Source organism: Streptomyces novaecaesareae (assembly GCF_000716875.1).
Classification (GTDB): domain Bacteria; phylum Actinomycetota; class Actinomycetes; order Streptomycetales; family Streptomycetaceae; genus Kitasatospora; species Kitasatospora novaecaesareae.
On the sequence record NZ_JNWQ01000016.1, the window covers coordinates 40374 to 63943 of the forward strand.

At 73.2% G+C, this 23570-nt stretch carries 19 protein-coding genes; 12 read left to right on the forward strand and 7 right to left on the reverse strand.

Annotated elements, in window-relative coordinates; translation table 11 throughout:
* Positions 1–39 precede the first annotated feature (39 nt).
* Together OP86_RS08335 and OP86_RS08340 are read right to left on the reverse strand one after the other, a co-directional pair.
* Positions 40–1752, reverse strand: a complete 1713-nt coding sequence (locus tag OP86_RS08335; protein WP_030257782.1) for a (2,3-dihydroxybenzoyl)adenylate synthase — start codon at positions 1750–1752, stop codon at positions 40–42.
* A complete protein-coding gene (locus OP86_RS08340) occupies positions 1749–2018 on the reverse strand; it encodes an acyl carrier protein (RefSeq protein ID WP_030257785.1) in 270 nt (89 codons plus the stop codon). Before OP86_RS08340 ends, OP86_RS08335 begins: the two co-directional genes overlap by 4 nt.
* A 261-nt stretch (positions 2019–2279) precedes the next feature.
* On the opposite strand from OP86_RS08340, the gene nadA reads away from it, so the two are divergent.
* The 9 genes from nadA to OP86_RS08385 all read left to right on the forward strand — a co-directional run bounded on the left by nadA (position 2280) and on the right by OP86_RS08385 (position 15759).
* Positions 2280–3326, forward strand: a complete 1047-nt coding sequence (gene nadA, locus OP86_RS08345) for a quinolinate synthase NadA (RefSeq protein ID WP_051829848.1) — start codon at positions 2280–2282, stop codon at positions 3324–3326.
* Complete coding sequence (locus OP86_RS08350) at positions 3323–4948, forward strand: L-aspartate oxidase (RefSeq protein WP_030257787.1); 1626 nt, start codon at positions 3323–3325, stop codon at positions 4946–4948. Before nadA ends, OP86_RS08350 begins: the two co-directional genes overlap by 4 nt.
* Positions 4945–5871 carry a carboxylating nicotinate-nucleotide diphosphorylase gene (gene nadC / locus OP86_RS08355; RefSeq protein WP_051829849.1) on the forward strand — a complete coding sequence of 309 codons (927 nt, stop codon included), beginning with the start codon at positions 4945–4947 and terminating at the stop codon, positions 5869–5871. The genes OP86_RS08350 and nadC overlap by 4 nt, the downstream gene beginning before the upstream one ends.
* Complete coding sequence (locus OP86_RS08360; protein WP_051829850.1) at positions 5868–11480, forward strand: type I polyketide synthase; 5613 nt, start codon at positions 5868–5870, stop codon at positions 11478–11480. Before nadC ends, OP86_RS08360 begins: the two co-directional genes overlap by 4 nt.
* The gene (locus tag OP86_RS08365; protein WP_234434952.1) at positions 11477–12415 is read left to right on the forward strand and encodes a 3-hydroxyacyl-CoA dehydrogenase family protein; all 939 of its coding nucleotides are present in this window, start codon (positions 11477–11479) and stop codon (positions 12413–12415) included. The genes OP86_RS08360 and OP86_RS08365 overlap by 4 nt, the downstream gene beginning before the upstream one ends.
* Before the next feature lie 44 nt (positions 12416–12459).
* On the forward strand, positions 12460–12711 hold the full coding sequence (locus OP86_RS08370; protein ID WP_030058607.1) for a phosphopantetheine-binding protein: 252 nt from the start codon (positions 12460–12462) through the stop codon (positions 12709–12711).
* 19 nt (positions 12712–12730) lie between these two features.
* Positions 12731–13867, forward strand: coding sequence for an acyl-CoA dehydrogenase family protein (locus tag OP86_RS08375; RefSeq protein ID WP_030257796.1), 1137 nt, complete (start codon positions 12731–12733; stop codon positions 13865–13867).
* Positions 13864–14898 carry an HAD-IIIC family phosphatase gene (locus tag OP86_RS08380; RefSeq protein ID WP_030058606.1) on the forward strand — a complete coding sequence of 345 codons (1035 nt, stop codon included), beginning with the start codon at positions 13864–13866 and terminating at the stop codon, positions 14896–14898. Before OP86_RS08375 ends, OP86_RS08380 begins: the two co-directional genes overlap by 4 nt.
* Before the next feature lie 120 nt (positions 14899–15018).
* Positions 15019–15759: an SDR family oxidoreductase gene (locus OP86_RS08385; RefSeq protein ID WP_030257800.1), complete on the forward strand. Its 741-nt coding sequence runs from the start codon at positions 15019–15021 to the stop codon at positions 15757–15759.
* 76 nt (positions 15760–15835) lie between these two features.
* Here OP86_RS08385 and OP86_RS08390 read toward each other — a convergent pair whose 3' ends face one another.
* From OP86_RS08390 to OP86_RS08410, 5 genes are all read right to left on the reverse strand, one after another.
* A complete protein-coding gene (locus tag OP86_RS08390; protein WP_030257803.1) occupies positions 15836–16840 on the reverse strand; it encodes an HTTM domain-containing protein in 1005 nt (334 codons plus the stop codon).
* On the reverse strand, positions 16828–17541 hold the full coding sequence (locus OP86_RS08395; protein WP_157849697.1) for a DUF5819 family protein: 714 nt from the start codon (positions 17539–17541) through the stop codon (positions 16828–16830). Before OP86_RS08395 ends, OP86_RS08390 begins: the two co-directional genes overlap by 13 nt.
* A complete protein-coding gene (locus tag OP86_RS08400) occupies positions 17538–17756 on the reverse strand; it encodes a tautomerase family protein (RefSeq protein WP_030058601.1) in 219 nt (72 codons plus the stop codon). Before OP86_RS08400 ends, OP86_RS08395 begins: the two co-directional genes overlap by 4 nt.
* A 15-nt stretch (positions 17757–17771) precedes the next feature.
* Positions 17772–19028, reverse strand: a complete 1257-nt coding sequence (locus OP86_RS08405) for a DegT/DnrJ/EryC1/StrS family aminotransferase (RefSeq protein ID WP_030058600.1) — start codon at positions 19026–19028, stop codon at positions 17772–17774.
* A gap of 156 nt (positions 19029–19184) precedes the next feature.
* Entirely contained in the window at positions 19185–20816 is a 1632-nt protein-coding gene (locus OP86_RS08410; protein ID WP_030058599.1) for a (2,3-dihydroxybenzoyl)adenylate synthase, read from the reverse strand.
* Between the two features lie 267 nt (positions 20817–21083).
* Here OP86_RS08410 and OP86_RS08415 point away from each other — a divergent pair, with 267 nt between their 5' ends.
* The 3 genes from OP86_RS08415 to solA all read left to right on the forward strand — a co-directional run bounded on the left by OP86_RS08415 (position 21084) and on the right by solA (position 23550).
* Positions 21084–21275, forward strand: coding sequence for a phosphopantetheine-binding protein (locus OP86_RS08415; protein ID WP_051829851.1), 192 nt, complete (start codon positions 21084–21086; stop codon positions 21273–21275).
* A gap of 71 nt (positions 21276–21346) precedes the next feature.
* Positions 21347–22408 (forward strand): LLM class flavin-dependent oxidoreductase, encoded by a 1062-nt coding sequence (locus OP86_RS08420; RefSeq protein ID WP_324604095.1) that lies wholly within the window; start codon positions 21347–21349, stop codon positions 22406–22408.
* Positions 22405–23550: an N-methyl-L-tryptophan oxidase gene (solA, locus tag OP86_RS08425; protein ID WP_030058596.1), complete on the forward strand. Its 1146-nt coding sequence runs from the start codon at positions 22405–22407 to the stop codon at positions 23548–23550. Before OP86_RS08420 ends, solA begins: the two co-directional genes overlap by 4 nt.
* The last annotated feature ends 20 nt before the right edge of the window (positions 23551–23570 follow it).

Consider the following 23570-nt stretch of genomic DNA (forward strand, 5'->3'; position numbering starts at 1 on the left):
GCACGGGGAGTTCGCGCACCTGACCGCGCTCGCGGAGGGTCACGGGCGGGCAGCCCGCTCGGCCGCCACCAGCCGCGCGGCCTCGGCGCGCAGCGCCACCTTGTTCACCTTGCCGACGCCGGCCAGCGGCAGCGCCTCGGCCGGAACGAGCCGCTCCGGCAGCTTGTAGCGGGCCAGCCCCTTGTCCTCCAGGTGGCGCCGCAGCTCGCGCAGGGTGGGGGCCCCGTCCGCTGCCCCCACCACGAAGAGGCACACGGCCTCGCCGTAGAGGGGGTGCGGCATCGCGACCGCGGCGACGGCGCGGACGCCCGGGTGGGTCAGCACGACCGCCTCCAGCTCGTCCGCGGGGATCTTCTCGCCACCCCGGTTGATGACGTCCTTCACCCGCCCCGCGACCACCAGGTTGCCGCTGGGGTGCAGCCGGACCAGGTCGCCGGTGCGGTAGTAGCCGTCCGCGGTGAACGCGCGGGCGTTGCCCTCCTGCTCGCCGTAGTAGCCGGCCAGCACGCTGGGGCCCCGGGTGAGGAGTTCGCCGGTCTGCCCCGGGCCCACCGCGCGGCCGGACTCGTCGACGACGAGGAGTTCGTCGCCGGCGGCCGAGGGGCGGCCCTGGGTCTCGTCCACCACCGCGTCCGGGTCGTCGAGGCGGGTGAAGTTGAGCAGGCCCTCGCTCATCCCGTAGACCTGCTGGACCCGGCAGCCCAGCTGCTCGCGCACCCGGCGGGCGGTGGTGGCGTCCAGCCGCGAGCCGCCGATCTGCAGCACCCGAAGGCTCGTCAGGTCGTGTTCGCCCGCCTCGGCGGCCGCGAGCCACTGGAGGAGGACCGCGGGGGCCAGGGCGCAGTGCGTCACGCCTTCGCGCTCGATGATCGCCAGGGCCTGCCGGGGGTCGTCGGGGGAGCCGAGGACGATCCGGCCCCCGCGCGAGAGCGTGCCGAGGATCCCGGGGTGGCCGAAGACGAAGCTGTGCGACGCCGGCAGCACCGCCAGGTAGACGGAGGACTCGGTCAGCCCGGACACCTCGGCCGCGGAGCCGATCACGTGCCCGAACGCCTCGTGGGGGCGCGGTATCGCCTTGGGCGGGCCGGTGGTGCCGCTGGAGAGCAGGAACAGTGCGTTGTCCCGCGGGTCGGGCGGCTGCGGGGTGTCGCCCGCGGGGTGGAGCGGTCCGTGGTCCGGGGCGTCGACGCCGGGCAGCACGCCGCCCAGCGCCAGCGCGGTGAGGTCGGCCAGGCCCTCCCGGGCCGCCAGGTCCTCGTCCGCCGTGCCCCGGTCCTCGCGGGTGACGAGCAGCGTGCGGATGCCCGGGTGCCGCTCCCGCAGGCGCTCGGCCATGGCCAGGTGGTCGAAGCGGCGCGAGCGGCGCGGCACGGCCAGCGCGACCGGCCGGGTGACGCTCAGGACGTGGTCGAGCTCGTGCTCGCGCAGCGCCGGCAGGGCCACCACCGGAGGCGCGCCGAGCCGGATCAGGGCGAGCGTGGTGACCACGTACTCCAGGCCGTTGGGCAGCTGGACGAGCACGTGGTCGCCGCGGCCGATGCCGAGGCGGTGGAGCCGGGACGCCGCCGCGTCGACGGCTGCGGCGAGTTCGCCGTACGTGAGCCGGCGGTCGCCGTCGACGACGGCGCAGCGGTCCGGGTACGCCCGCGAGGCGCCGAGCGCCAGGTCGGTGACGAGCCGGGGCTGCCACCAGCCGCGCCGACGGTACTCCTCGGCGCGCTCGGCGGGGACGGGCACGATGCCGTCGGTCATCGGCCGCCCTCTCCGCTGGCCCCGGCCCCGGAGCCGTCCCCAGGGGCCCGGTCGATCGCCTCGGCCAGTTCGGCCAGGGAGTAGTCGTGCCGGTCCCAGAGGTCGACGTGCGCGCGCAGCCGCTCCTCGATCTCCAGCTCCAGCTGGGCGGTCTCGGTGGAGTCCAGGCCGAGGCCGGACCGCAGCCGGGAGCCGGGCGTCAGTTCGTCCGCCGGCACGCCCAGCTCCGTGAGAATGCTGCGCAGTTCATCGAGAGTCGCGTTCACAGAACCTCCTGGAGAAGGACTTCTCCGCGCGGGCTTTTGACGGTAAACCGGATGCCGGGCGGCCATGGATCACGTGATACGCCGCCATGCTAGCGCCCCGCCCGTCGCATTTTTCGCCGGGTCCGCGGGATTTCCGTACTTCTTTAGCGTCGGATATCCGGCCGACTGGCGAACTTTAAGGTCAGTTTTAGGGCGCTCGATTACGTTGATTCCCTCAGACAAATTGGTTCGCCAGGCTTTCGGTTGGAAGGGCTTGAACAGATGACGGCGGAAGCGATTCCCGTGGTGGCCTCGTCCGACGGCGGGCGCGCGGAGGGTGACCTGACCCCGTACGGAGGGGTGGCGGCCGATGCGGCCTGGCGCGAGGAGGTGCTGCGGCTCGCCGAGCAGCACAACGCGGTGATTCTGGCGCACAACTACCAGCTGCCGGAGATCCAGGAAATCGCGCACCACGTGGGCGACTCCCTCGGACTGAGCCGGATCGCCGCCGAGTGCGACGCCGACACCATCATCTTCTGTGGTGTCCACTTCATGGCGGAAACGGCCAAGATGCTGGCCCCGGAGAAGCGGGTCATCATTCCGGACGCCCGGGCCGGCTGTTCGCTGGCCGACTCCATCACGGCCGAAGAGCTGCGTGAGTGGAAAGCCGAGCACCCGGGCGCGGTGGTGGTCTCCTACGTGAACACCACCGCCGAGGTGAAAGCGGAAACCGATATCTGCTGCACCTCCTCCAACGCGGTCGAGGTGGTCGAGTCGATCCCGGCCGACCGCGAGGTCCTCTTCTGCCCGGACCAGTTCCTCGGCGCCCACGTCAAGCGGGAGACCGGCCGGCAGAACATGCACATCTGGGCCGGTGAGTGCCATGTGCACGCCGGTATCAACGGTGCCGAGCTGGCCGACCGGGCGGCCGCCAACCCCGACGCCGACCTCTTCGTCCACCCCGAGTGCGGCTGCGCCACCTCCGCGCTGTACCTCGCGGGCGAGGGCATCGTGCCCCAGGAGCGGGTGAAGATCCTCTCCACCGGCGGGATGCTCGACGCGGCACGCGAGACCGGGGCGCGCTCCGTCCTGGTGGCCACCGAGATCGGGATGCTGCACCAGCTGCGCAAGGCGGCGCCGGAGATCGACTTCCGGGCCGTCAACGAGCGCGCCTCCTGCCGCTACATGAAGATGATCACGCCGGCCGCGCTGCTGCGCGCACTGCGCGAGGGCGCCGACGAGGTGCACGTGGACCCGGAGATCGCCGCTCGCGGCCGGGAGTCCGTCCAGCGGATGATCGCCATCGGCCGACCGGGCGGTGGGGAATGACCGACCCGCGCTGGGAGGCTCGCGCGGACCTCGTGGTGGTGGGGACCGGCGTCGCCGGCCTCACCGCCGCCCTCACCGCCGTCGAACTCGGGCTGAGGGTCCTGGTGGTGACCAAGGGCAACCCCGGTGACGGCAACACCCGCTACGCCCAGGGCGGCGTGGCCGTCGTGCTGCCCGCCGCGCACGAGCCCGGGGACACCGTCGGGCGGCACGCGCAGGACACCCACGCAGCCGGAGCCGGACTCTGCGAAGAGGACGCGGTCGAACAGATCATCACGTACGGCCCGGACGCCGTCGAGCGGCTGCGCCGCACCGGCGCCCGGTTCGACACCGGCGCCGACGGCGCCCTGGCCCGCACCCGCGAGGGCGGCCACAGCGCCTTCCGCATCGTGCACGCCGGGGGCGACGCCACCGGCGCCGAGGTCGAGCGGGCCCTGCTCGCGGCAGCCCGCGACCGCCGCGTCACCGTGCTGACCGGACACACCGCCCTGGACGTGCTGCGCACGCCGGACGGAGCGGTGGCGGGCCTCGCGGTGCTGGACTCGGCCGCCGTGCCGGGCCTGATCGCCGCCCCGGCCGTACTGCTGGCCACCGGCGGCCTCGGACAGCTCTACCAGGCGACGTCCAACGCCGAGGGCGCCACCGGCGACGGACTCGCCCTGGCGCTGCGCGCGGGAGCGAGCCTGGCGGACCTCGAATTCGTCCAGTTCCACCCCACCGTGCTGTTCACCGGCCCCGGTGCACGCGGTCGCCGGCCGCTGGTCACCGAGGCCGTGCGGGGCGAGGGCGGCATCCTGGTGGACACCCGGGGAGAGCGGGTGATGGTCGGCGTGCACCCGCTCGCCGACCTCGCCCCGCGCGACGTGGTGTCCGCCGCCATCACCCGCCGCATGGCGCAGACGGGAAGCGACCACGTCCTGCTGGACGCCACCCACCTCGGGCCGGACGCCTTCCGGCGCCGCTTCCCGACCGTCCACGCCATGTGCGCCGCCGCCGGCATCGACCCGGCGCGCGAGCCCATACCGGTCGCACCTGCGGCCCACTTCGCCTGCGGCGGAGTCGTGGCGACCGTCGACGGCCGCACCGAGGTGCGCGGGCTGTACGCGGCCGGCGAGGTCGCGCGCACCGGACTGCACGGAGCCAACCGGCTCGCCTCCAACAGCCTGCTGGAAGGGCTCGTGGTGGGGGAGCGGGCGGCGCGGGCGGTCGCGGCCGACCTCCGCGACCTCACCCCGCCGGCCCCGGACGCGGCCGGGTGGCCGGACGGCCCGGCAACCGCGGCCGCGGCCGACCGGTCGGTTCTGCAACGGGCGATGAGCCGCCACGCGGGCATCGGCCGCACCGCGGCCGGCCTGGCGGAAGCCGCCGACACCGTCGCCGCCGTCGCCCACCGACGCCCGCTCGACTCGGCCCCGGCGGTCGAGGACGCGGCGCTCACCCTGGTGGCCGAAGCCCTCCTCGGGGTCGCGGCCGAGCGCCGCGAGACGCGTGGCTGCCACGTGCGCACCGACTTCCCCGGCACCGACGACATCGCCTGGGGCCGTTCGACGACCGTGCGGCTGGACCCGGCCACCGGACGACCGGCCATCCACCATCCCGTTCCCGTGGGAGGAGCAGCATGATCGCCGAGGCCTGGTCGCCGGCGACCGACGAGCGCCTGCGCGCCGCCGGCATCGACGCCGAGGACGCCCGTCGCGTGGTCGTCACCGCGCTGGAGGAGGACCTCCGCTACGGCGCCGACGTCACCAGCGACGCCACCGTGCCCGCCGACGCCGTCACCGAGGCGGTGGTCGCCTCCCGTCAGCCGGGGGTGCTGGCCGGCCTGCCGGTGGCGCTGGCCGTGCTCGACCTCGTCACCGGCGGACGGTTCGAGGTCGCCGAGTGCCGCGCGGACGGCGACCGGCTCGGCCCCGGTGACGTGGCGCTGCGCGTCACCGCCGCCACCCGCGAACTGCTCGTCGCCGAGCGCACCATGCTCAACCTCCTGTGCCACCTCTCCGGCGTGGCCACCCTCACGGCCCGGTGGAACGACGCGCTGGCGGGCACGCACTGCAAGGTCCGCGACAGCCGCAAGACCCTGCCGGGCCTGCGCCTGCTGGAGAAGTACGCGGTGCGCCGCGGCGGCGGGCAGAACCACCGCCTCGGCCTCGGCGACGCGATCCTCATCAAGGACAACCACATCGTCGCCGGCGGATCGGCGGGCGCCGCGCTGCAGGCCGCCCGCGCCCACACCCCCGGCCTGCCCTGCGAGGTCGAGGTGACCACCCTCGCGGAGCTCGACGAGGTCCTGGCCCTCGGGGCCGACGAGGTGATGCTGGACAACTTCACCGTCGAGCAGTGCGTCGAGGCGGTCCGCCGCCGCGACGCCGCGCGGACCCGTACCCGCCTGGAGGCCTCGGGCGGCCTGACCCTCGACGTCGCCGCCGCGTACGCCCGCACCGGCGTCGACCTGCTCGCCGTCGGTGCGCTGACCCACTCGGCGCCCGCCCTGGACCTGGGGCTGGACTTCGCCCCCCGCACCGAAGGAGACGTACGGCAGCGATGAGCCAACGTGAGACGGCCACCGCCGACGCCGCCGACCGCACCACCGACCTCACCGACAACCGCATCGCGGTGGTCGGCATCGGCTGCCGGTTCCCCGGCGCCGACGGACCAGGGGCGTTCTGGCGCAACCTGCGGGACGGCACCGAGAGCGTCACGTTCTTCGACGACGGGCAGCTGGCGGCCGCGGGCGTGCCGGAGGAACTGCGCGCCGACCCCGACTTCGTCCCGGCCCAGGCCGTGCTGGACGACGAGTTCGGCTTCGACGCGGGCTTCTTCGGCATCAGCCCCCGTGAGGCGGACATCATGGATCCGCAGCACCGGCTGATGCTGACGTGCGCCTGGGAGGCCCTGGAGGACAGCGGACGCCGTCCCGACCGGCTCGGCGGCAAGGTCGGCGTCTTCGCCGGCGGCTACCGCAGCGACTACCTCCGGCACGTGCGCACCGACGGGGACACGGCCGCGGAGTTCGCCCGCGACGTCGCCAACGACAGCGACTACCTGGCCACCCGCGTCTCGTACAAGCTCAACCTGACCGGCCCCTCGGTGACCGTGCAGACCGCCTGCTCCACCTCGCTGGTCGCGGTGCACCTCGCCTGCCAGAGCCTGCTCCTGGGCGAGTCCGACACCGCGCTGGCCGGCGGTGCCACCGTCCGCTCGGGCCACCAGCGGGGATACGTGTACCAGCGCGGCGGCATCCTCTCCTCCGACGGGCACTGCCGCGCCTTCGACGCCGCCGCCGAGGGCACCGTCATCGGCGACGGCGTGGGCGTCGTCGTGCTGCGCCGACTGGCCGACGCGATCGCCGACGGCGACCCGATCCGGGCCGTGATCCTCGGCTCCGCCGTCGGCAACGACGGCGCCGACCGGGTCGGCTTCACCGCCCCCGGCGTGCAGGGCCAGTCCGAGGTCGTCCGGACCGCCCTGGAACGCGCCGGCGTCCACCCCCACACCATCGGCTACATCGAGACGCACGGCAGCGGCACGCCGCTCGGCGACCGCATCGAGGTCGACGCGCTCGACCGCGCCTTCCGCGCCGCCGGGTGGCGCGAGGGCGGCTGCGCCCTCGGCTCCGTCAAGACGAACATCGGGCACACGCACGCCGCCGCCGGCATCGCCGGTCTGATCAAGACGGTCCTCTCGCTCCAGCACCGGATGCTGCCGCCGACCCTCCACTTCGAGCGGCCCAACCCGCGCATCCGCTTCGCCCGCACCCCGTTCCGGGTCAACCACGAGCTCACCGCGTGGACGGCCGAATCCGGCCCGCTGCGCGCCGGGGTGAGCTCCTTCGGCCTGGGCGGCACGGGCGCGCACGTCGTCCTGGAGCAGGCGCCCGAGCCGGCCCGCGCCGAGGAGGACGAGACCCGTGGCCGCTGGCACCTGCTGCCGGTGTCCGCCCACACCCCGGAGGGCGCGGAGCAGGCCGCCGAGCGGCTGGCCGCACACCTCGCCGACCGTCCCGGACTGCGGCTCGCCGACGTCGCCCGGACGCTCCAGCACGGCCGGAGCCACTTCCCGCACCGGCGGATCGTGGTCGCCCGCGACCTGGACGGGGCCGTCGCCGCGCTGCGCGGCGCGTCCGCCGACGCCCTCTTCGCCGGCCAGGCGGCGCACGACGCTCCGCCGGTCGCCTTCCTGCTGACCGGTCTGGGCGACCAGTACCCGCAGATGGGGCGTCAGCTCTACGAGACCGAACCGGTCTTCCGCGCCGAGGTGGACCGCTGCGCGGCCCTGCTGAAGGAGCGCTCCGGCATCGATCTGCCGGCCGCGCTCTACCCCGGGCCCGCCCCCGCGGACGAGCCGGGGCAGGGGACCGACCTGCGCAGGCTGCTCGGCCGCGGGACGGACCCGGCCGAGGGGCTGAGCCGGACCGAGCAGGCCCAGCCGGCCCTGTTCGTCGTGGAGTACGCGCTGGCCAGGCTGCTGGAGCACTGGGGGGTCCGGCCGGACGCCCTCATCGGCTACAGCCTGGGCGAGTACGTGGCGGCCTGCCTGTCGGGCGTGCTCACCCTGGAGGACGCGCTGACGCTGGTGGCCGCGCGGGCCGAGCTGATCGGCCGACTCGCGCCCGGAGCGATGCTCGCGGTGCCGCTGCCCGAGTCGCGGGTCCGCCCGCTGCTCGGCGACCGGCTCTCCCTGGCCGCGGTCAACGGGCCGGACCTGTGCGTGCTGTCCGGCGAGCCGGACGCCATCGCCGCCGTCGAGGCCGACCTGGCGGCCGAGGGCGTGGCCACCCGCCGGCTGAACGCCTCGCGCGCCTTCCACTCCGTCATGATGGAGCCGGTCGTCGAGGAGTTCACCGAGCTGGTCGCCGGCTTCGTGCTCAAGCCGCCGTCCATCCCGTACCTGTCCAACGTGACCGGTGACTGGATCACGGACGAGGAGGCCACCGACCCCGGCTACTGGGCGCGGCACCTGCGCGAGCCGGTCCGGTTCGCCGACGGCGTCCACAAGCTGTGGGCGGAGCCGGACCGGGTCCTCCTCGAAGTCGGCCCGGGCTCCACGCTGGGCGGCATCGCCCTGCGCAACCGCCCCGCCGAGGACACCGCGGCACAGCTGGTGCTCGCCACGCTGCCCCCGTCCTTCGACCGGCGGCCGGCGGCCGGGTTCCTGCGCGGCACGCTCGGCAAGCTCTGGCTCGCCGGCCTACCGGTGCAGTGGCCCGCCGTCGACGGCGGCCCGGCCAGGGTCGCCCTGCCCACAACCCCCTTCGACCTGCGCGAGCACCGCGTCACCCCCCGTTGGGAGACCGAGCAGGCTCCGCCGGCGGTTCCCGCCCTCGTCCGCAAGGAGAACCTCGCCGAGTGGTTCTCCGTACCGGGCTGGGAACCGCTGCCGCCCCTGCTCACCACGGGCGGCGCCGCCGACGAGCCCGCCGACTGGCTGGTGTTCCTCGACGACCGGGCGGTCGGCGACCACGTCGCCGCACGGCTGACCGAGCGCGGACACCGGGTGGTGACGGTCCGACCCGGCGATGCGTGGCGGGAAACGGGCGACGGGCAGTACACCGTACGGCCCGACCGCGCCGAGGACTACGCCGCCCTGCTGCGCGAGCTCGACCGAGCCGCCGCACGGCCGCGGCACATCGTGCACTGCTGGACGGTGACCGACCCGCAGGACCGTCCCGACACCGCCGAGCTCCGGTGGCGCGCCTTCGACAGCCTGCTGTTCCTGGCACAGGCGCTCGGCGGGACGGGCGCCGGCGAGGAGGTGGCCGTCACGGTCGTCTCCAGCGACCTGCACCCGCTGCACGGCAGCGACTCGCAGCCGCTCAAGGCCCTGCTGCTGGGCCCCACCCAGGTCTGGCCGCGCGAAGCGGCGGGCGTCGCCTGCCGCAGCGTGGACATCAGCCTCACCGCCCCCGCGAGCCGCCGTGACGAGGCCCGGGCCCTGGACGCCCTCGTGGCCCAGCTGCACCAGCCGGTCACCGACACCCAGATCGCGCTGCGGGGCACCGGCCGCTGGCGGCGGGTGTTCCTGCCCGCCCCGGTCGACGGCACGGAGCAGGACAACCCCCGGCTGCGCCGGGGCGGCACCTACCTGATCACCGGCGGTCTGGGCGGCATGGCCCTGGAGCTGGCCGGTCACCTGGCCCGCACGGTCGGCGCCAACCTCGTGCTGGTCGGCCGCCACGGGCTGCCGCCACGCGAGGAGTGGGACGCCCCGGGCACCGGGGCCGACGCCGAGCTGGCCCGGCGGATCGAGCGGGTGCGGCGGCTGGAGGAGCTCGGCGCCCGCGTCGAGGTCGTCCGCGCCGACATCACCGACGGCCCCGCCGTGGCGGCCGCGATGCGCCGGGCCGTGGAGCGCTTCGGGGCCGTGCACGGCGTCGTGCACGCCGCGGGCGTGCCCGGCGGCGGCCTGATGCAGCTCAAGGACCCGGAGGCGGCCGCCGCGGTGCTGGCGCCGAAGGTGGACGGCACGCTCGCGCTGCTGGAGGCCTGCCGCGAGGTCGCGGCGGACCTGGACTTCGTCGTCCTGTGCTCCTCCCTGCTGGCCGTCACCGGCGGGCTCGGGCAGGTGGACTACTGCGCGGCCAACGCCTTCCTGGACGCCGTGGCCCACCACCACGACGCCCTCGGCGACCTGCCGGTCACGGCGGTCGACTGGGACGCCTGGCGCGAGGTCGGCATGGCCGAGCGCACCGTCGGCGGGGCCGCCGCGGCGAACGCCGGGACCACCGGGACCGCCGGCTCGCAGACCGGCCATCCGCTGCTCCAGCGGCGCCTCACCGCCACCGAGCGGCACACGGTCTACGCAGCCGACTTCAGCGCCGACCGCAGCTGGCTCGTCGACGAGCACCGGATGCTGGGCCACCCGGTCGTCCCCGGAACCGGCCACCTGGAACTCGTCCGGGCGGCGGTGGCCGAGCACTCCGGCAAGGAGCTGCGGGAGCTGTCGGACATCACCTTCTTCTCCCCGATCGTGGTCGACGAGGACCGGCCCCGCGAGGTCAGGGTGGTGCTCGACTGCACCGGCGACGACTACGCGTTCTCGGTGGTCAGCCGGTACGACGGCAAGGCCGCGTGGCTCCTCAACTCCACCGGCAGGGCGACCGCCGGCGACCGGCAGGCCCGGCCGGACGGCGCCTCCCCGGACGCCGCGGCCCCGGACGTCGCGGCCCTGACCGGGCCGGGCGGCCTGCGCCCGGTGGAACACCCCGTGCACGAGGGCCCGATGGGCTTCGCGGGCCGCTCGCAGTGCCTGGAGCGGATGTACGCCGGCGACCGGGAGTACCTGGCCCTGCTGGCCCTGCCGGAACCGTACGCCCACGAGGTCCCGGAGCTGGCCCTCCACCCGTCCCTCATGGACCTCGCCACCGCCTTCGTCGGCGTGCACGCGGCGCAGGAGTTCCGCATCCCCATCTCCTACGGCCGGATCACCCAGTACGCCCCGCTCACCGCCCGCGTCTACAGCCACCACCGCTACGCCGTGGCCGACGACGCGGCACTGGAGACCCTCTCCGCCGACGTGACGATCACCGACGAGGACGGCCGCGTGCTGGTCGTCGTCGAGGGATTCGTCCTGAAGCGGACCGGCGACCTCACCGAACGGCTGGCGGGCCTGCGGCACGGCACGTCCGAGGAGGTCGTCGGATACCGCTTCGCCGAGGCGGAGCAGGAGCGCGAGGCACCGGGCGTCGCCTTCCTGCGGCAGCAGCTGGAGCAGGGCATCCTGCCGGGCGAGGGCGTGGCGGCCTTCGACCGGATCGTGGCGGCGGCCCCGGGCCCCCAGGTCGCCGTGTGCACCCAGGACCTGCACGCGGTCATGGCCCAGGTCACCGCCGAGGGCGCGCAGCCGCAGCAGGCCGCCGCAGGCGCTCCGGCCGGCCCCGCCCACCCCCGGCCGCACCTGATGACCCCGTACACCGCCCCGCGCGGGGACACCGAGAGCGCGCTGGCCGCGCTCTGGCAGGACCTGCTGGGCCTGGACCGGGTCGGAGCGCACGACAACTTCTTCGAGCTCGGCGGGCACTCCCTGCTGGGCATCCAGCTCGCGGCGCGGCTGCGCGCGGACCTGGGCGTCGAGGTGGCCGTCGGCAGCATCTTCAACGCGCTCACGGTCGCCGAGCTGGCCACGGTCGTGGACCGGCGGAAGGCGGAGGACCGGTGACGGCCGCCCGGCGGACGGCCGGCCCGGAGAGCGAACGGAACGACAACGGCATGGAGGAGAACATGGACGCGCTGCGTGCGGTGGGTGTGGCCGGCGCCGGAGTGATGGGCCGCGAGGTGGCGCTGGTGCTGTCCCAGCACGGACTTCGGGTCGTCCTCGTCGACGTCTCCGAGGAGGCGCTGGCGGGGGCCCGCAAGGCCATCGAGCAGAAGGTCCGCTTCCAGCGGCTGCTGGGCGCCGGCGGACCGGAGGTCCCGGTGGCCGAGGTGCTGGAGCGCATCACCTTCGCCACCGACTACAGCGGGTTCACCGAGGTGGACTTCGTCATCGAGAACGTCACCGAGGACTGGGAGACCAAGCGCGGGGTGTACGCGGAGATCGACCGGCTCTGCCCGGAGCACGCGGTCTTCGCGGTGAACACCTCCTGCATTCCGATCACCAGGGTCGGCGGCGCGGTGTCGCGCCCGGACCGCGTCGTCGGCACCCACTTCATGAACCCGGTCACGCAGAAGCCGGTCGTCGAGGTCATCCGGGGGCACCACACCTCCGAGGCGACCATCGACACCACGAAGCGGCTGCTCGCGGCGATGGGCAAGGAGGGCATCGTCGTCAACGACGCGCCCGGCTTCGTGTCCAACCGCGTCCTCATGCTGACCGTCAACGAGGCGGTCTTCCTCCTCCAGGACGGCGTCAGCACCGTCGAGGACGTCGACCGGATCTTCAAGACCTGCTTCGGCCACACGATGGGGCCGCTGGAGACGGCCGACCTCATCGGACTGGACACGATCCTGCTCTCGATCGAGGGCCTGTACGAGAGCTTCGCCGACAGCAAGTACCGGCCCTGCCCGCTGCTCCGACGGATGGTCCACGCCGGTCTGCACGGCCGCAAGAGCGGACGCGGCTTCTACGACTACGGCGGGCAGCCCGCCGCCTGACGCCGCCACGCCCCCACCCCGCACACCTTCACAGAGAGGTCTCGATGGACGCCATCAAGTCCGCCACCAGGGAATTCATCGGCAAGTACGTCCGCAACCGCGAACTCGCCGACAGCGACGACCTGTTCGCCTCCGGCTTCGTCAACTCGCTCTTCGTCATGCAGCTGGTGATGTTCGTGGAGAGCGAGCTGGCGACCCCGGTCGCCGACGAGGACCTCCAGATGGACAACTTCCGCAGCGTGGACGCCGTGGCCGCCTTCGTGGCGCGCAAGGCCGCGGCCACGCCCGCCGCCTGACGACCACGGGGGACGCACGATGCAGTTGACGGCGCGGCAGGAGAGCCTGCTCGCGGAAGCCCGGTCCTACGTGGCGCAGGAGATCGCCCCGTACGCCGGCGCATGGGACGAGAACCAGGCCGTGCCCGAATCGGCCGTCGCCGGCTTCGCCGCACGCGGCCACCTCGGCGCACTGGTGCCCCGGGAGTACGGCGGCGCCGGGCTCGACGCGGTCTCCTTCGGACTGCTGAACGAGGCGGTCGGCTACGGCTGTTCGTCGATGCGCAGTCTGCTGACCGTGCACAGCATGGTGGTGCACGCGGTCACCCGCTGGGGCAGCGAGCAGCAGCGCGCCCACTGGCTGCCCCGCCTCGCCGGCGGCGGGAGCATCGGCGCCTTCGCCCTCTCGGAGTCCGAGGCCGGCAGTGACGCCGGGCGGCTGCGCACCACGGCGCAGCGCCTGCCGGAGGGCGGCTACACCCTCACCGGCGGCAAGATGTGGACCACCTTCGGGCAGCGGGCGGACGTCTACCTGGTGTTCGCCCGGCTGGACGGCCAGATCACCGCGTTCCTCGTCGAACGCGGCGCACCCGGGCTGGAGGTCGTGCCCGTCACCGGCATGCTCGGCACCCGCGCCTCCCTCCTGGCCGAACTCCGGCTGGACGACTGCCGGGTGCCGGCCGACGCCCTCGTGGGGCGGCCCGGCTTCGGCCTGTCGGCGGTGGCCACCAGCGCGCTGGACATCGGCCGCTACAGCGTGGCGTGGGGGTGCGTCGGCCTGCTCGCCGCGTGCGCCGACGCCTCCGTCGCGCACGCGGACGAGCGCGTCCAGTTCGGCAGGCCGCTGGGCGAGCACCAGCTGGTGCGCCGCATGATCGCCGACATGGTCACCGACACGACCGCGGCCAGGCTGCTGTGCCTGCGGGCGGGGCAGCTGAAGGACGCCGGGGACCCGGCGACCGTGGACGCGACCTGGACGGCCAAGTACTTCGCCTCCGTCAAGGCGTTCCGCGCGGCGGCGGACACCGTACAGATCTTCGGGGCCGCGGGCTGCGCCGAGGGCCACCCGGCCCAGCGCATGCTCCGGGACGCGAAGATCATGGAGATCATCGAGGGCAGCACCCAGGTGCAGCAGGACTACCTGGCGCAGGCGGCCCTTCGGGAGCGTGCCGTATGAGCGGGACCGGCAAGACCGTGAAGTGCCTGGTGTGGGACCTGGACCACACCGTCTGGGACGGCGTCCTCCTGGAGGACGGGCAGGTCACCCTGCGGCCCGGCGTCGCCGACGCCATCCGCACCCTGGACGAGCGCGGCATCCTCCACTCGATCGCCAGCCGCAACGACCACGCGGCCGCCATGGCCCGGCTCGAAGAGCTCGGCCTGGCCGAGTACTTCCTGCACCCGCAGATCAACTGGGGTGCCAAGTCCGCGTCCGTGCGGTCCGTGGCCGAGGCGCTGAACATCGGCCTGGACGCGGTCGCGTTCATCGACGACCAGCCCTTCGAGCGGGACGAGGTCGCCTTCGAACTCCCGCAGGTGCGGTGCCTGGACGCGGCCGAGCTGCCCGCACTGACGCGGATGCCGGAGCTGATGCCGCGCTTCGCCACGGAGGACTCCCGGCGCCGCCGCGAGATGTACCGGGCGGACCAGGTCCGCAAGGACGCCGAGGAGAGGTTCGACGGCGCCCAGGACGAGTTCCTGGCCCGCCTGGACATGCGGTTCGAGATCGCCCCCGCGGGCGAGTCGGACCTCCAGCGCGCCGAGGAACTGACCGTCCGCACCAACCAGTTGAACACGACCGGCGTCACCTACTCGTACGAGGAGCTCGACGCCTTCCGCACCTCGGACCGGCACCTGCTGCTGACCGCCGCCCTGACCGACCGCTACGGCCCGTACGGCACCATCGGGCTGGCCCTGGTGGAGACGGGGGAGGAGGACTGGCACCTCCGGTTGCTGCTGATGTCCTGCCGGGTGATGTCGCGCGGCGTGGGCACCGTCCTGATCAACCACGTCAAGCGGCGGGCCCGGGACGCGGGCGCCCGGCTGATCGCGGACTTCGTGCCGACCGACCGCAACCGGATGATGCTCGTCTCCTTCAGGTTCAACGGCTTCGAGGAGATCTCCCGCGAGGACGGCCTGGTGCGGTTCGCCGCGGACCTGTCGTCCATCCCGCCCGACCCGGCCTACCTCGACGTCCTGGCCGGCTGACCGGCCGACAGGCCCAAGGGGGCCGGCCGCCCGGCCGGCCCCCGCTCCACATCCGCTTCGTCACATCCGCTTCGTCACATCCGCTTCGTCGCATCCGCTTCGTCACAACGAGGACACATCATGACTCTTTCGCAGAAGAAGGCGCTGGTCACCGGAGGCTCGCGCGGCATCGGCCGCGGGGTCGTCGAGCGACTCGCCGCCGAGGGCGCCGACGTGGCCTTCACCTACCGCGAGCGCGAGGCGGAGGCCAAGGAGGTCGTGGCGGCGGTCGAGGCCGCGGGCCGCACCGCGCACGCCATCCGGGTGGACCTCACCGAGGTCGCCGAGGTGCGCCGCACGATGCTAGAGGCGCACCGCCTGCTGGGCGGCCTGGACATCCTGGTGAACAACGCCGCCGCCGCGGCCACCGCGACGCGCATCGACGCCGTGACGGAGGAGGAGTTCGACGGGGCGATGGCGGTCAACGCCCGGGCCGTCTTCTTCGCCATCCAGGAGGCGTCGCGGCTGATGAACGACGGCGGCCGCATCATCAACCTCTCGACCGCCAACACCGTGCTGCCGGTGCCCGGCGTGTCGCTGCACGCCGGCAGCAAGGCGGCCGTCGAGCAGTACACGCGCGTGGCGGCCCAGGAGCTCGGCCCGCGCGGCATCACCGTCAACGCGATCTCGCCGGGCGCGGTCGACACCGAGCTGCTGCGGGCCAACATCACCCAGGAGGGCCTGGAGCTGGCCGTTCGGATGACGCCGCTGGGCCGGATCGGTGAGCCCGCGGACATCGCCGGCGTGGTGGCCTTCCTCTGCGGCCCGGACGGCGGCTTCGTCAGCGGCCAGAACCTGCGCGTGACCGGCGGCATGGTCTGACCGCAGCGTCACGGCACGGCGAGAGCCCGACCGGTCGGCCGACCGGTCGGGCTCTTCGTCGTCCGGGGGCGCGGGCTCAGGCCGCGCTCAGCTCCTCGGCCGCGGGTTCCTCGGCGGCCGCCTTCCGGTCGCCGCGCCGGGCCGCCACGCGTTCCCGCAGCAGCCGCACGCGCCTCAAGAGCGCCTCGTAGTCGGCGTCGCGGACGATGACGGCGTCGATGGCCATCATGGCGAGGCCGAAGGTCATCAGGCCCATGCCGGCCATGATGCCGATGTGCATCGCGGCGATGCCCAGGACGACCGCCTCGCGGAACCACCGCCGCGAGGTGAGCGCCGCCGGGACGGCGAGCAGCTGCACGACGATGGTGAAGTAGGTGACGATCGCGGTCAGGACCAGGCTGTCCATCAGCTGGGGGAAGGCGGAGCTGTAGGTGTACTGCCACACGTGGCTGATGTAGTAGAGCGCGGTGCCCTCCTGCCACTGCGGTGCGGCCACCTTCCACAGGGCGGAGACGGCGTAGACGACGCACGCCTGGAAGACGATCAGCACGGCCGCCGTGTTGTGCAGCGAGGTTCGCAGGTGCGGTTCGCCGGCGCGCCGCTCCAGCCGCGCGCGGACGCGCTTGGCCAGCGGGCTGAAGTGGGCGTTCGCCGTGGTGCCCATCATGAGGATCAGCACGATGCCGGTGAGCGCGTCGCCGCCCTCCCACATCGTGTAGTTGCGGTGGTAGATGGAGGTCATGAACACCACGTGCACCACGGTCAGGCTGCGCGAGCCGAGCACCGTCCAGGCGAGGGAGACCGCCAGGCCGACGAAGTACACGAGGTTGAACCAGGTCCTGCCGTCGCTGAGCGCGTACAGCGAGAAGATGTGCTGGTCCCCGGTCAGGGCCTTGAAGGCCTCGAAGCCGGAGTAGCTGTGCGGCCCCCAGAGGAAGTCGCGGTAGGGGATGTTGGAGACGTAGTAGAGCGTGGTGCTCAGGCCCAGCAGGATGCGGCAGAGCGAGAGGCCGACGAGGTACTTCGGGTGGCTGGACACACCGCGCAGCGCGCTCGCGGCGGAGTTCTTCAGTCTGTCCATGGCTGGGCTCCAGGCCGGTAGTCGAACCAGCCGAGGTCGGTGAACACCTCGGAGGTGGGGTCCTCGGGCGAGTGGCGGTCGTCGAAGCGCTTGACGGGCGTGTACGTGTAGTAGGCGCGCAGCCGGGTGACCCTGCCGTCCAGGTGGAGCTCGTCCACCAGCGGCGACAGCACCGTGGCGGTGTCCGTCTTCGCCGCCTCCGACAGGGCCGCCAGTTCGTTCTGCGGGCCGGAGAAGTCGGAGAGCGCCTTCTTGCGCGCGTCGTCGACGGCCGCCTGCTTCTCGTGCAGGCTGCCGAGCTCGACGCCGAGGTAGAGGCCGACCGCGCCCATGCGGTTCGGGGCGAGGCGGATCTCACGGGCGGTGCCGGCCATCTTGCGGGACAGCGACGCCGGTTCGGTGGTGTGCGTGCCGGTCGCGTTCTCGTACTCGACCTGGTAGAAGACCTCGCCGTTGTAGTCCACCGAGTACGGCGCGAGGAGCATCCAGCTCTGCCGGAAGTAGGTGTCGGCGACGGGGGCGACCGCCTTGTACGCCTGGGTCCGCGCGGGGGAGACCGGCGCGTTGACGATGAGCGTCATGACGACCAAGGCCAGGCCGAGCAGCGGCGGCAGGCCCATGCTCAGCAGCCGCCACCGGCTGGTCCCGGCTCGTGGCGCCGTCCCGGCTCGCGGTGCGGTCCCGGCTCGTGGTGCCGTCATGACCGGGGCTCCTGCTCCTGCGCGGCGGGCCGGGGGTGGGTGCTGCCGCCGATGCCCCAGCGGTGGGCCGGGACCGGGGTGAGGACCACCCAGGTCTGCTCCCGGATGGACTCGCCGAACACGTCGACCGTGGCCTGGGTGAGCCGTTCGACCAGTTCCCGCTCGGTCTGCTCGGTCAGGCGCTGTTCGAAGATCTTGACTTCGATGAAAGGCATGGTTGCTCCTGTTGTTCAGACGGCGGCGGCCGTGCCGCCGCGGAGGTTCGCGGCCGTGCCGGTGACGGCGGTGAGGCCGGCGGTCAGGGCGTCGACGAGGTGGTCGACCTGGGAGTCGAGCAGCCCCGGGTGGCATGGCAGGTTCATGTGCTGCTCGAACCAGAGCCGTTCCGCGACCGGGCACTCGCCGGGGCCGTGTCCGCGGAAGCGCCACTCCGGCGTCAGGTGCAGCGGGAAGTAGCGCAGTTGGACCTCGACGCCGCGCTCGTCGAGTTCGCGCAGCAGGGCGTCGCGGACGTCCCGGTCGTGCACGAGGAAGGTGTAGAGGTGGTAGGCGTGGTCGATGCCCTCCGGCGCGGAGACCGGCCGGACGCCGGGGAACGCGGCGACGGCCTCGTCCAGTCTGCGGGCGATCATCCGACGGCGCGCCACCAGCTCGTCCAGCCGGTCGAGTTGGGCCAGGCCCACCGCGGCGGCCGCCTCGGACATCGTGGCGTTCGTGCCGGCGTTGCGGATGCCGGCGCAGGCGCGGTCGTAGATCTCGGCGGAGAACATCATCCAGGGCAGTGCGGCGGGCAGCTCCGCCGCGTCCGTCCCGTGGTGGACGTAGACGCCGTCCACCGCGTTGTTCCGGTAGCGGCTCACCCGCTCCGCCCAGTCGTCGCGGTCGAGGGTGATCATGCCGCCCTCGCCGAGGGTGGTGATGTTCTTGGTGGAGTGGAAGCTGAAGGTCGCGATGTCGGCCAGCGAACCGGGCCGGCGGCCGTGGTAGGTGGCGCCGAGCGCGTGGGCGCTGTCCTCGATCACCGTGATGGCGCGGGGCCGGGTGAGCTTCATGATGGCGTCCATGTCCGCCGGGCAGCCGCCGTAGTGGACCAGGATCACGGCCCTGGTCCGGTCGGTGATCAGCGGCTCCAGCGCGGCCGGGTCCATGTTCAGGGTGAGCGGGTCGATGTCGCAGAACCGGACCGTGACGCCCAGGTCGAGCAGCGGTTGGATGCTGGCCTGGAAGGTCTGCGGCGTCACCACGACCTCGTCGCCCGGGGCCAGGTCGAGCAGCCGGATGGCGATGTCCAGGGCCACGGTCCCGCTCGTCACCGACAGGGCGTGCCGGGCGCCGACGTGGTCGGCGAAGGCCCGCTCGAACGCCTCCCGCCACCCCCCGGCGGAGAGCGGGGCGCCCGAGGAGACGAGCTGCCCCAGGACGTCCAGTTCGCGATCGCCGATGACACTGCCTCGACGGCCGCCCGGTACGACGTAGCGTTGCTGCATACGGAGGTACCCCCATGACGGAAAGACGTCCCGCGCCGTGCGGGACGTGGGCTGATGGGTGCCCGCGTGCCGGGGCCGGCGGAGCGGGGCACGCGGGCGCGCCCCGCCGGGAGGGCCGCCTTCCGGTGGCGGTCCCTCCCGGCGGGGCGTACGCGGTCAGGCGGCGGCCAGGCGCTGCGCGAGTTCCACGGCGAGCGCCTTCTTGTCGACCTTGCCGAGCCCGGTCAGCGGGAAGGCGTCGATCACTTCGAGGCGGTCCGGCAGCTTGTACTCGGCCAGCCCGCGGGCGCGCAGCAGGCGCTTGAGCTCGGGGAGGCGGGGAGGCTCGCCGGCCGGGACGACGAAGACGCAGACCCGTTCGCCCATGAGCTCGTCGGGCATCGCCACCACGGCGGCCTGCTGGATCCCGTCGTGCGCGGCGGTGACGTGCCGCTCCACCTCGGTGGCCGAGACCTTGTCGCCGCCGCGGATGACGACGTCCTTGACCCGGCCCTGGACGACCATGTCCCCGTCCTCGGTGAAGCGCACGAGGTCACCGCTGCGGTAGAAGCCGTCCTCGCTGAACGCGCGGGCGTTGTGCTCCTCGGCGCGGTAGTAGCCGCGCAGGGTGTAGGGGCCGCGCGTCAGCAGCTCGCCGGTCTCGCCCGGGGCCACGGGCCGGTCCTCGGAGTCCACCACGCGGATCTCGTCGGCGGGGGAGATGGGCCGGCCCTGGGTGGTGAGCACCCGGTCGAGGGGGTCGTCGTAGCGGGTGAAGGTGAGCAGGCCCTCGGCCATGCCGAACACCTGCTGGAGCCGGCAGCCGAGGGTCGGGGTGACCCGGGCGGCCACCTCGGGGTGGAGCTTGGCGCTGCCGATCTGGAGGACCGAGAGGCTGCTCAGGTCCCGCTCGGTCCACTCGGCGGCGTCCAGCCACATGTGGGCGATGGTCGGCACGCAGGAGGTCATGGTGACCTTCTCCCGCTCGATGAGCGCGAAGCACTCGTCGGGGTTCGGCGTCCTGGCCAGCACGACCGTGCCGCCCGTGCTCAGGGTGCCGAGCACGCCCGGGCAGCCCCAGGTGAAGTTGAACTCGATGGGCAGGACGGCGAGGTAGACGGTGTCGCCGTCCAGTTCGCAGACCTCCGAGGCGGCGCGGATCTGGTAGGCGTAGTCCTCGTGGGTCCGCGGGATGAGCTTGGGAAGCGCGGTCGTGCCGCCGGACAGGAGGAAGAACGCGGGGTCCGCCGGGGACGCGTCGGCCGGCGCGTCCGGGGCCGGGACGGGCGCCTCGGTCGCCGAGAGTTCCTCCAGCGAGCTGTGCGGGCCGGGGTCGCCGAGGACGAACACCTCGCGCACGGTCGGGACCGAGGCGCGGACCTGGGTGGCCAGTTCGCGGTGGTCGAAGCCCTGGTGGACGTCGGGCACCACGTAGGCGACGGCGCCGGAGTGCGAGCAGAGGTGGCTGATCTCGTGGTGCCGGTGCGCCGGGAGCGCGAAGACGGGCAGCGCGCCGAGCCGGAAGAGTCCGAAGCAGACGGCGACGAACTCCGGGGTGTTGGGGAGCTGGACCACGACCCGGTCGCCGGGCCGGATGCCGCGCGCGGCGAAGCCCGCCGCCAGCCGGTCCGCCCACGCGTCGAGCTCGGTGTACGTGACGCGCCGGTCGCCGCCGACGAGGGCGGTCCGGCCGTCGTACGCGGCGGCCCAGTCGCGCAGCAGCTGCCCGAGCGTCTCCCCCCGCCAGTATCCGGCCTCCCGGTATGCCGCCGCGGTGGCTTCCGGCCAGGGAACGCATCCGTCCAGCATTTCCAGTCCTTTTCTCCAGCCATCACAATCGATGGTTTCCGGGGCTGATATCTTGGCGATACTAGCCGAGCCGTCGGGATTTGGATACCGTTAATATCCGGCGCTTTAGGGTGCGGCACAACGCATCAATAGCCCCTTTTAAGGGGGCTTTTAGGGGTGGCGGCTAGGGTTGATTCCAGTTGAGTCATCAGGCGGATCCGAACGGTGCGGTGTGGCAAATTGAGTAACCAGGGTGTAATTCCGGGGAGCAAGTCGGAGCTGCAGCGCGTGCTCGCCGAGCGGCTCGGTGTCAGCATCTCCGAGGTGCTGGACGACGTGAATCTCCAGGATCTCGGCCTCGACTCGATCGGTGTGATGGGCATCGTGTCGGGCTGGCAGCGGCACGGCCTCCGGACCGAAATCGCTGAATTCACCGCAGTGCCCACCCTCAACGACTGGTGGGAACTCATCTCCCGCTAGAACCCGGGTCGGCCCGCACGGCGGCGGCCGTCATCCCTCAACAAGCCATTGGAGTCACGGTGCAATTCGGCGTGAATTTCTTTCCCGTTGTCGACCCGGCGAAGAAGAGCGCGAGCGACTACTTCGACGAGGCCCTGCGGCTGGTGAGCCTGGCCGAGGAGCTCGGCTTCGAGCACGCGCAGTGCGTGGAGCACTACTTCTCCCCGTACGGCGGCTACCTGCCCGACCCGGTCACCTTCCTCACCGCGGCCGCCGCCCGCACGAGCCGGATCCGGATCGGCACCGGAGCGGTCATCCCCGCCTTCACCCACCCGCTGAAGCTCGCCGGCAAGCTCGCGATGCTGGACAACCTCTCCCACGGGCGGCTCGACGTCGGCTTCGGCCGCGCCTTCCTGCCGCAGGAGTTCGAGGCCTTCGGCATCGACATCGACGAGAGCCGGGCGCGCTTCGCCGAGGGCGTCGAGGTCTGCCGGCGGCTGTGGTCCGAGCAGGACGTGGTCTGGGAGGGCTCCTTCCAGCGGTTCGGCCCCGTCACGATGCTCCCGGAGCCCGTCCAGAAGCCGCACCCGCCCATCTTCATCGCCTCCGCGATGAGCCCGGACTCGTGCGCCGCCGCCGGCCGCGCCGGCTACCACCTCCAGGTGGTGCCGTCGGTGACCTCCCGCGAGCAGCTCCAGTCGATGCTGGCCGGCTACCGCGAGGCCTGGCGCGAGGCCGGCCACCCGGGCAGCCCGCGCATCCAGATCAAGTACACCTGCTACGTGGCCGAGGACCGCGCGAAGGCGCTCGACCTCGCCGAGACCTTCGAGGTCAACTACGTCGAGCACATGGCCGGGGCCGTGGCGAGCTGGGGCCGGACGCGCAGCGACGCGTACCGCGGCTACGAGCAGTTCGTGGAGAAGGTCAAGAAGTACGACTTCCGGCAGTCGCACGCCGACAACAAGGTGCTGGCCGGCACCCCGGACGAGGTGCGCGAGCAGATCGCCGTGCTCGTCGACTGGTTCGGCGCGGACCCCACGCTCAGCCTCCAGTTCAACCCCGGCCACATGCCCTACGAGGACTCCGAGCGCGCCATGAGGCTCTTCGCCGAGCACGTGATGCCCGCGTTCACCGGCCCGGAGCAGGCGGCATGACCCGGACCCCCGACGCCGAGGTCGCGGTGGTGGGGCTCGGCGCCTGGGGTTCCTCGGCCCTGTGGCAGCTCGCCTCGCGCGGCGTCCGGGTGCTGGGCTTCGAGCGGTACGGCCTGGGCCACCCCTTCGGCGCCTCGCACGGCGGCACCCGGATGTTCCGCGTCACCTGCCTCGAACACCCCGGTCTCGTGCCGCTGGCCAAGCGCTCCCGGGAGCTGTGGCAGCAGCTGGAGACCGTCACCGGCCGTACCCTCTTCGACCGGGTGGGCGCCGTCCTGATGGGCCCCGCGGACGGACACATCGCGGGCGGTTCGCTGCGCGCCGCCCGCGAGCACGACCTGCCCGTGGACACCCTGACCGCCGACGAGCTGCGCCGGTGGCTGCCACAGCACGCGGCGTTCCAGGACGGCGACATCGGCGTCCGCGAGCCGGAGGCCGGGCTGATCCGGCCGGAGGAGGCCGTCCGCGCCGCCGTCGGCGCGGCGGCGGCGCGCGGCGCCCGGGTCTTCACCGACACCCGCGTCACCGCCGTCGAACTGACCGGGGACGGGGCGGTCGTCCGCACCCCCGCCCGCACCTTCCGGGTCGGTCAGGTCGTGGTCACGGCGGGCCCCTGGCTCGACACGCTGGTGCCCGGCCTGCCCCTGGAGACCGTGCGCGTCCCCCAGACCTGGTTCCGGCCGGTCGCAGACCCCGCGCCGTTCACCCTCGACCGGCTGCCGCCCTTCATGCGGGAGCTCGGCGGCCGCGGCGCCGTCTGGGGCCACGGCTCCCGCGGCGGCCCGGACGTCAAGCTCGGCCTGGAGGACGGCGGAAGCGCCTTCCGGGTCACCCGCGCCGACGACTGCGACCGCGGCGTCACCCCGCAGGACTGGACCGCGGTCGCCGGCCTGCTGGCCGAGGCGGTGCCCGGGATGGGCGCCGTGCCGTCCCGGACGGAGGTCGGCATGTTCAGCCGCACCCCCGACAAGCAGTTCCTCATCGGCCGCCCGCACGGCGACCCGCGACTGGTCATCGGCGGCGGCTGCAACTTCCACGGCTTCAAGCACTCCACCGGGATCGGGGAGGCGCTGGCCGACATCGTCCTCGGCCGGCCGACCAGCTGTCCGCTGGACTTCACCGATCCCAACCGATTCCTGTAAGTCCTCGCCGGGAGAAAGTC

Coding starts and splice junctions, on each gene's coding strand:
- OP86_RS08370 (WP_030058607.1), top strand. CDS start 12,460: ATGGACGCCATCAAGTCCGCCACCAGGGAATTCATCGGCAAGTACGTC.
- nadC (WP_051829849.1), top strand. CDS start 4,945: ATGATCGCCGAGGCCTGGTCGCCGGCGACCGACGAGCGCCTGCGCGCC.
- OP86_RS08335 (WP_030257782.1), bottom strand. CDS start 1,752: ATGACCGACGGCATCGTGCCCGTCCCCGCCGAGCGCGCCGAGGAGTAC.
- OP86_RS08360 (WP_051829850.1), top strand. CDS start 5,868: ATGAGCCAACGTGAGACGGCCACCGCCGACGCCGCCGACCGCACCACC.
- OP86_RS08405 (WP_030058600.1), bottom strand. CDS start 19,028: ATGCAGCAACGCTACGTCGTACCGGGCGGCCGTCGAGGCAGTGTCATC.
- OP86_RS08410 (WP_030058599.1), bottom strand. CDS start 20,816: ATGCTGGACGGATGCGTTCCCTGGCCGGAAGCCACCGCGGCGGCATAC.
- solA (WP_030058596.1), top strand. CDS start 22,405: ATGACCCGGACCCCCGACGCCGAGGTCGCGGTGGTGGGGCTCGGCGCC.
- OP86_RS08385 (WP_030257800.1), top strand. CDS start 15,019: ATGACTCTTTCGCAGAAGAAGGCGCTGGTCACCGGAGGCTCGCGCGGC.
- OP86_RS08380 (WP_030058606.1), top strand. CDS start 13,864: ATGAGCGGGACCGGCAAGACCGTGAAGTGCCTGGTGTGGGACCTGGAC.
- nadA (WP_051829848.1), top strand. CDS start 2,280: ATGACGGCGGAAGCGATTCCCGTGGTGGCCTCGTCCGACGGCGGGCGC.
- OP86_RS08350 (WP_030257787.1), top strand. CDS start 3,323: ATGACCGACCCGCGCTGGGAGGCTCGCGCGGACCTCGTGGTGGTGGGG.
- OP86_RS08395 (WP_157849697.1), bottom strand. CDS start 17,541: ATGACGGCACCACGAGCCGGGACCGCACCGCGAGCCGGGACGGCGCCA.
- OP86_RS08390 (WP_030257803.1), bottom strand. CDS start 16,840: ATGGACAGACTGAAGAACTCCGCCGCGAGCGCGCTGCGCGGTGTGTCC.
- OP86_RS08400 (WP_030058601.1), bottom strand. CDS start 17,756: ATGCCTTTCATCGAAGTCAAGATCTTCGAACAGCGCCTGACCGAGCAG.
- OP86_RS08375 (WP_030257796.1), top strand. CDS start 12,731: ATGCAGTTGACGGCGCGGCAGGAGAGCCTGCTCGCGGAAGCCCGGTCC.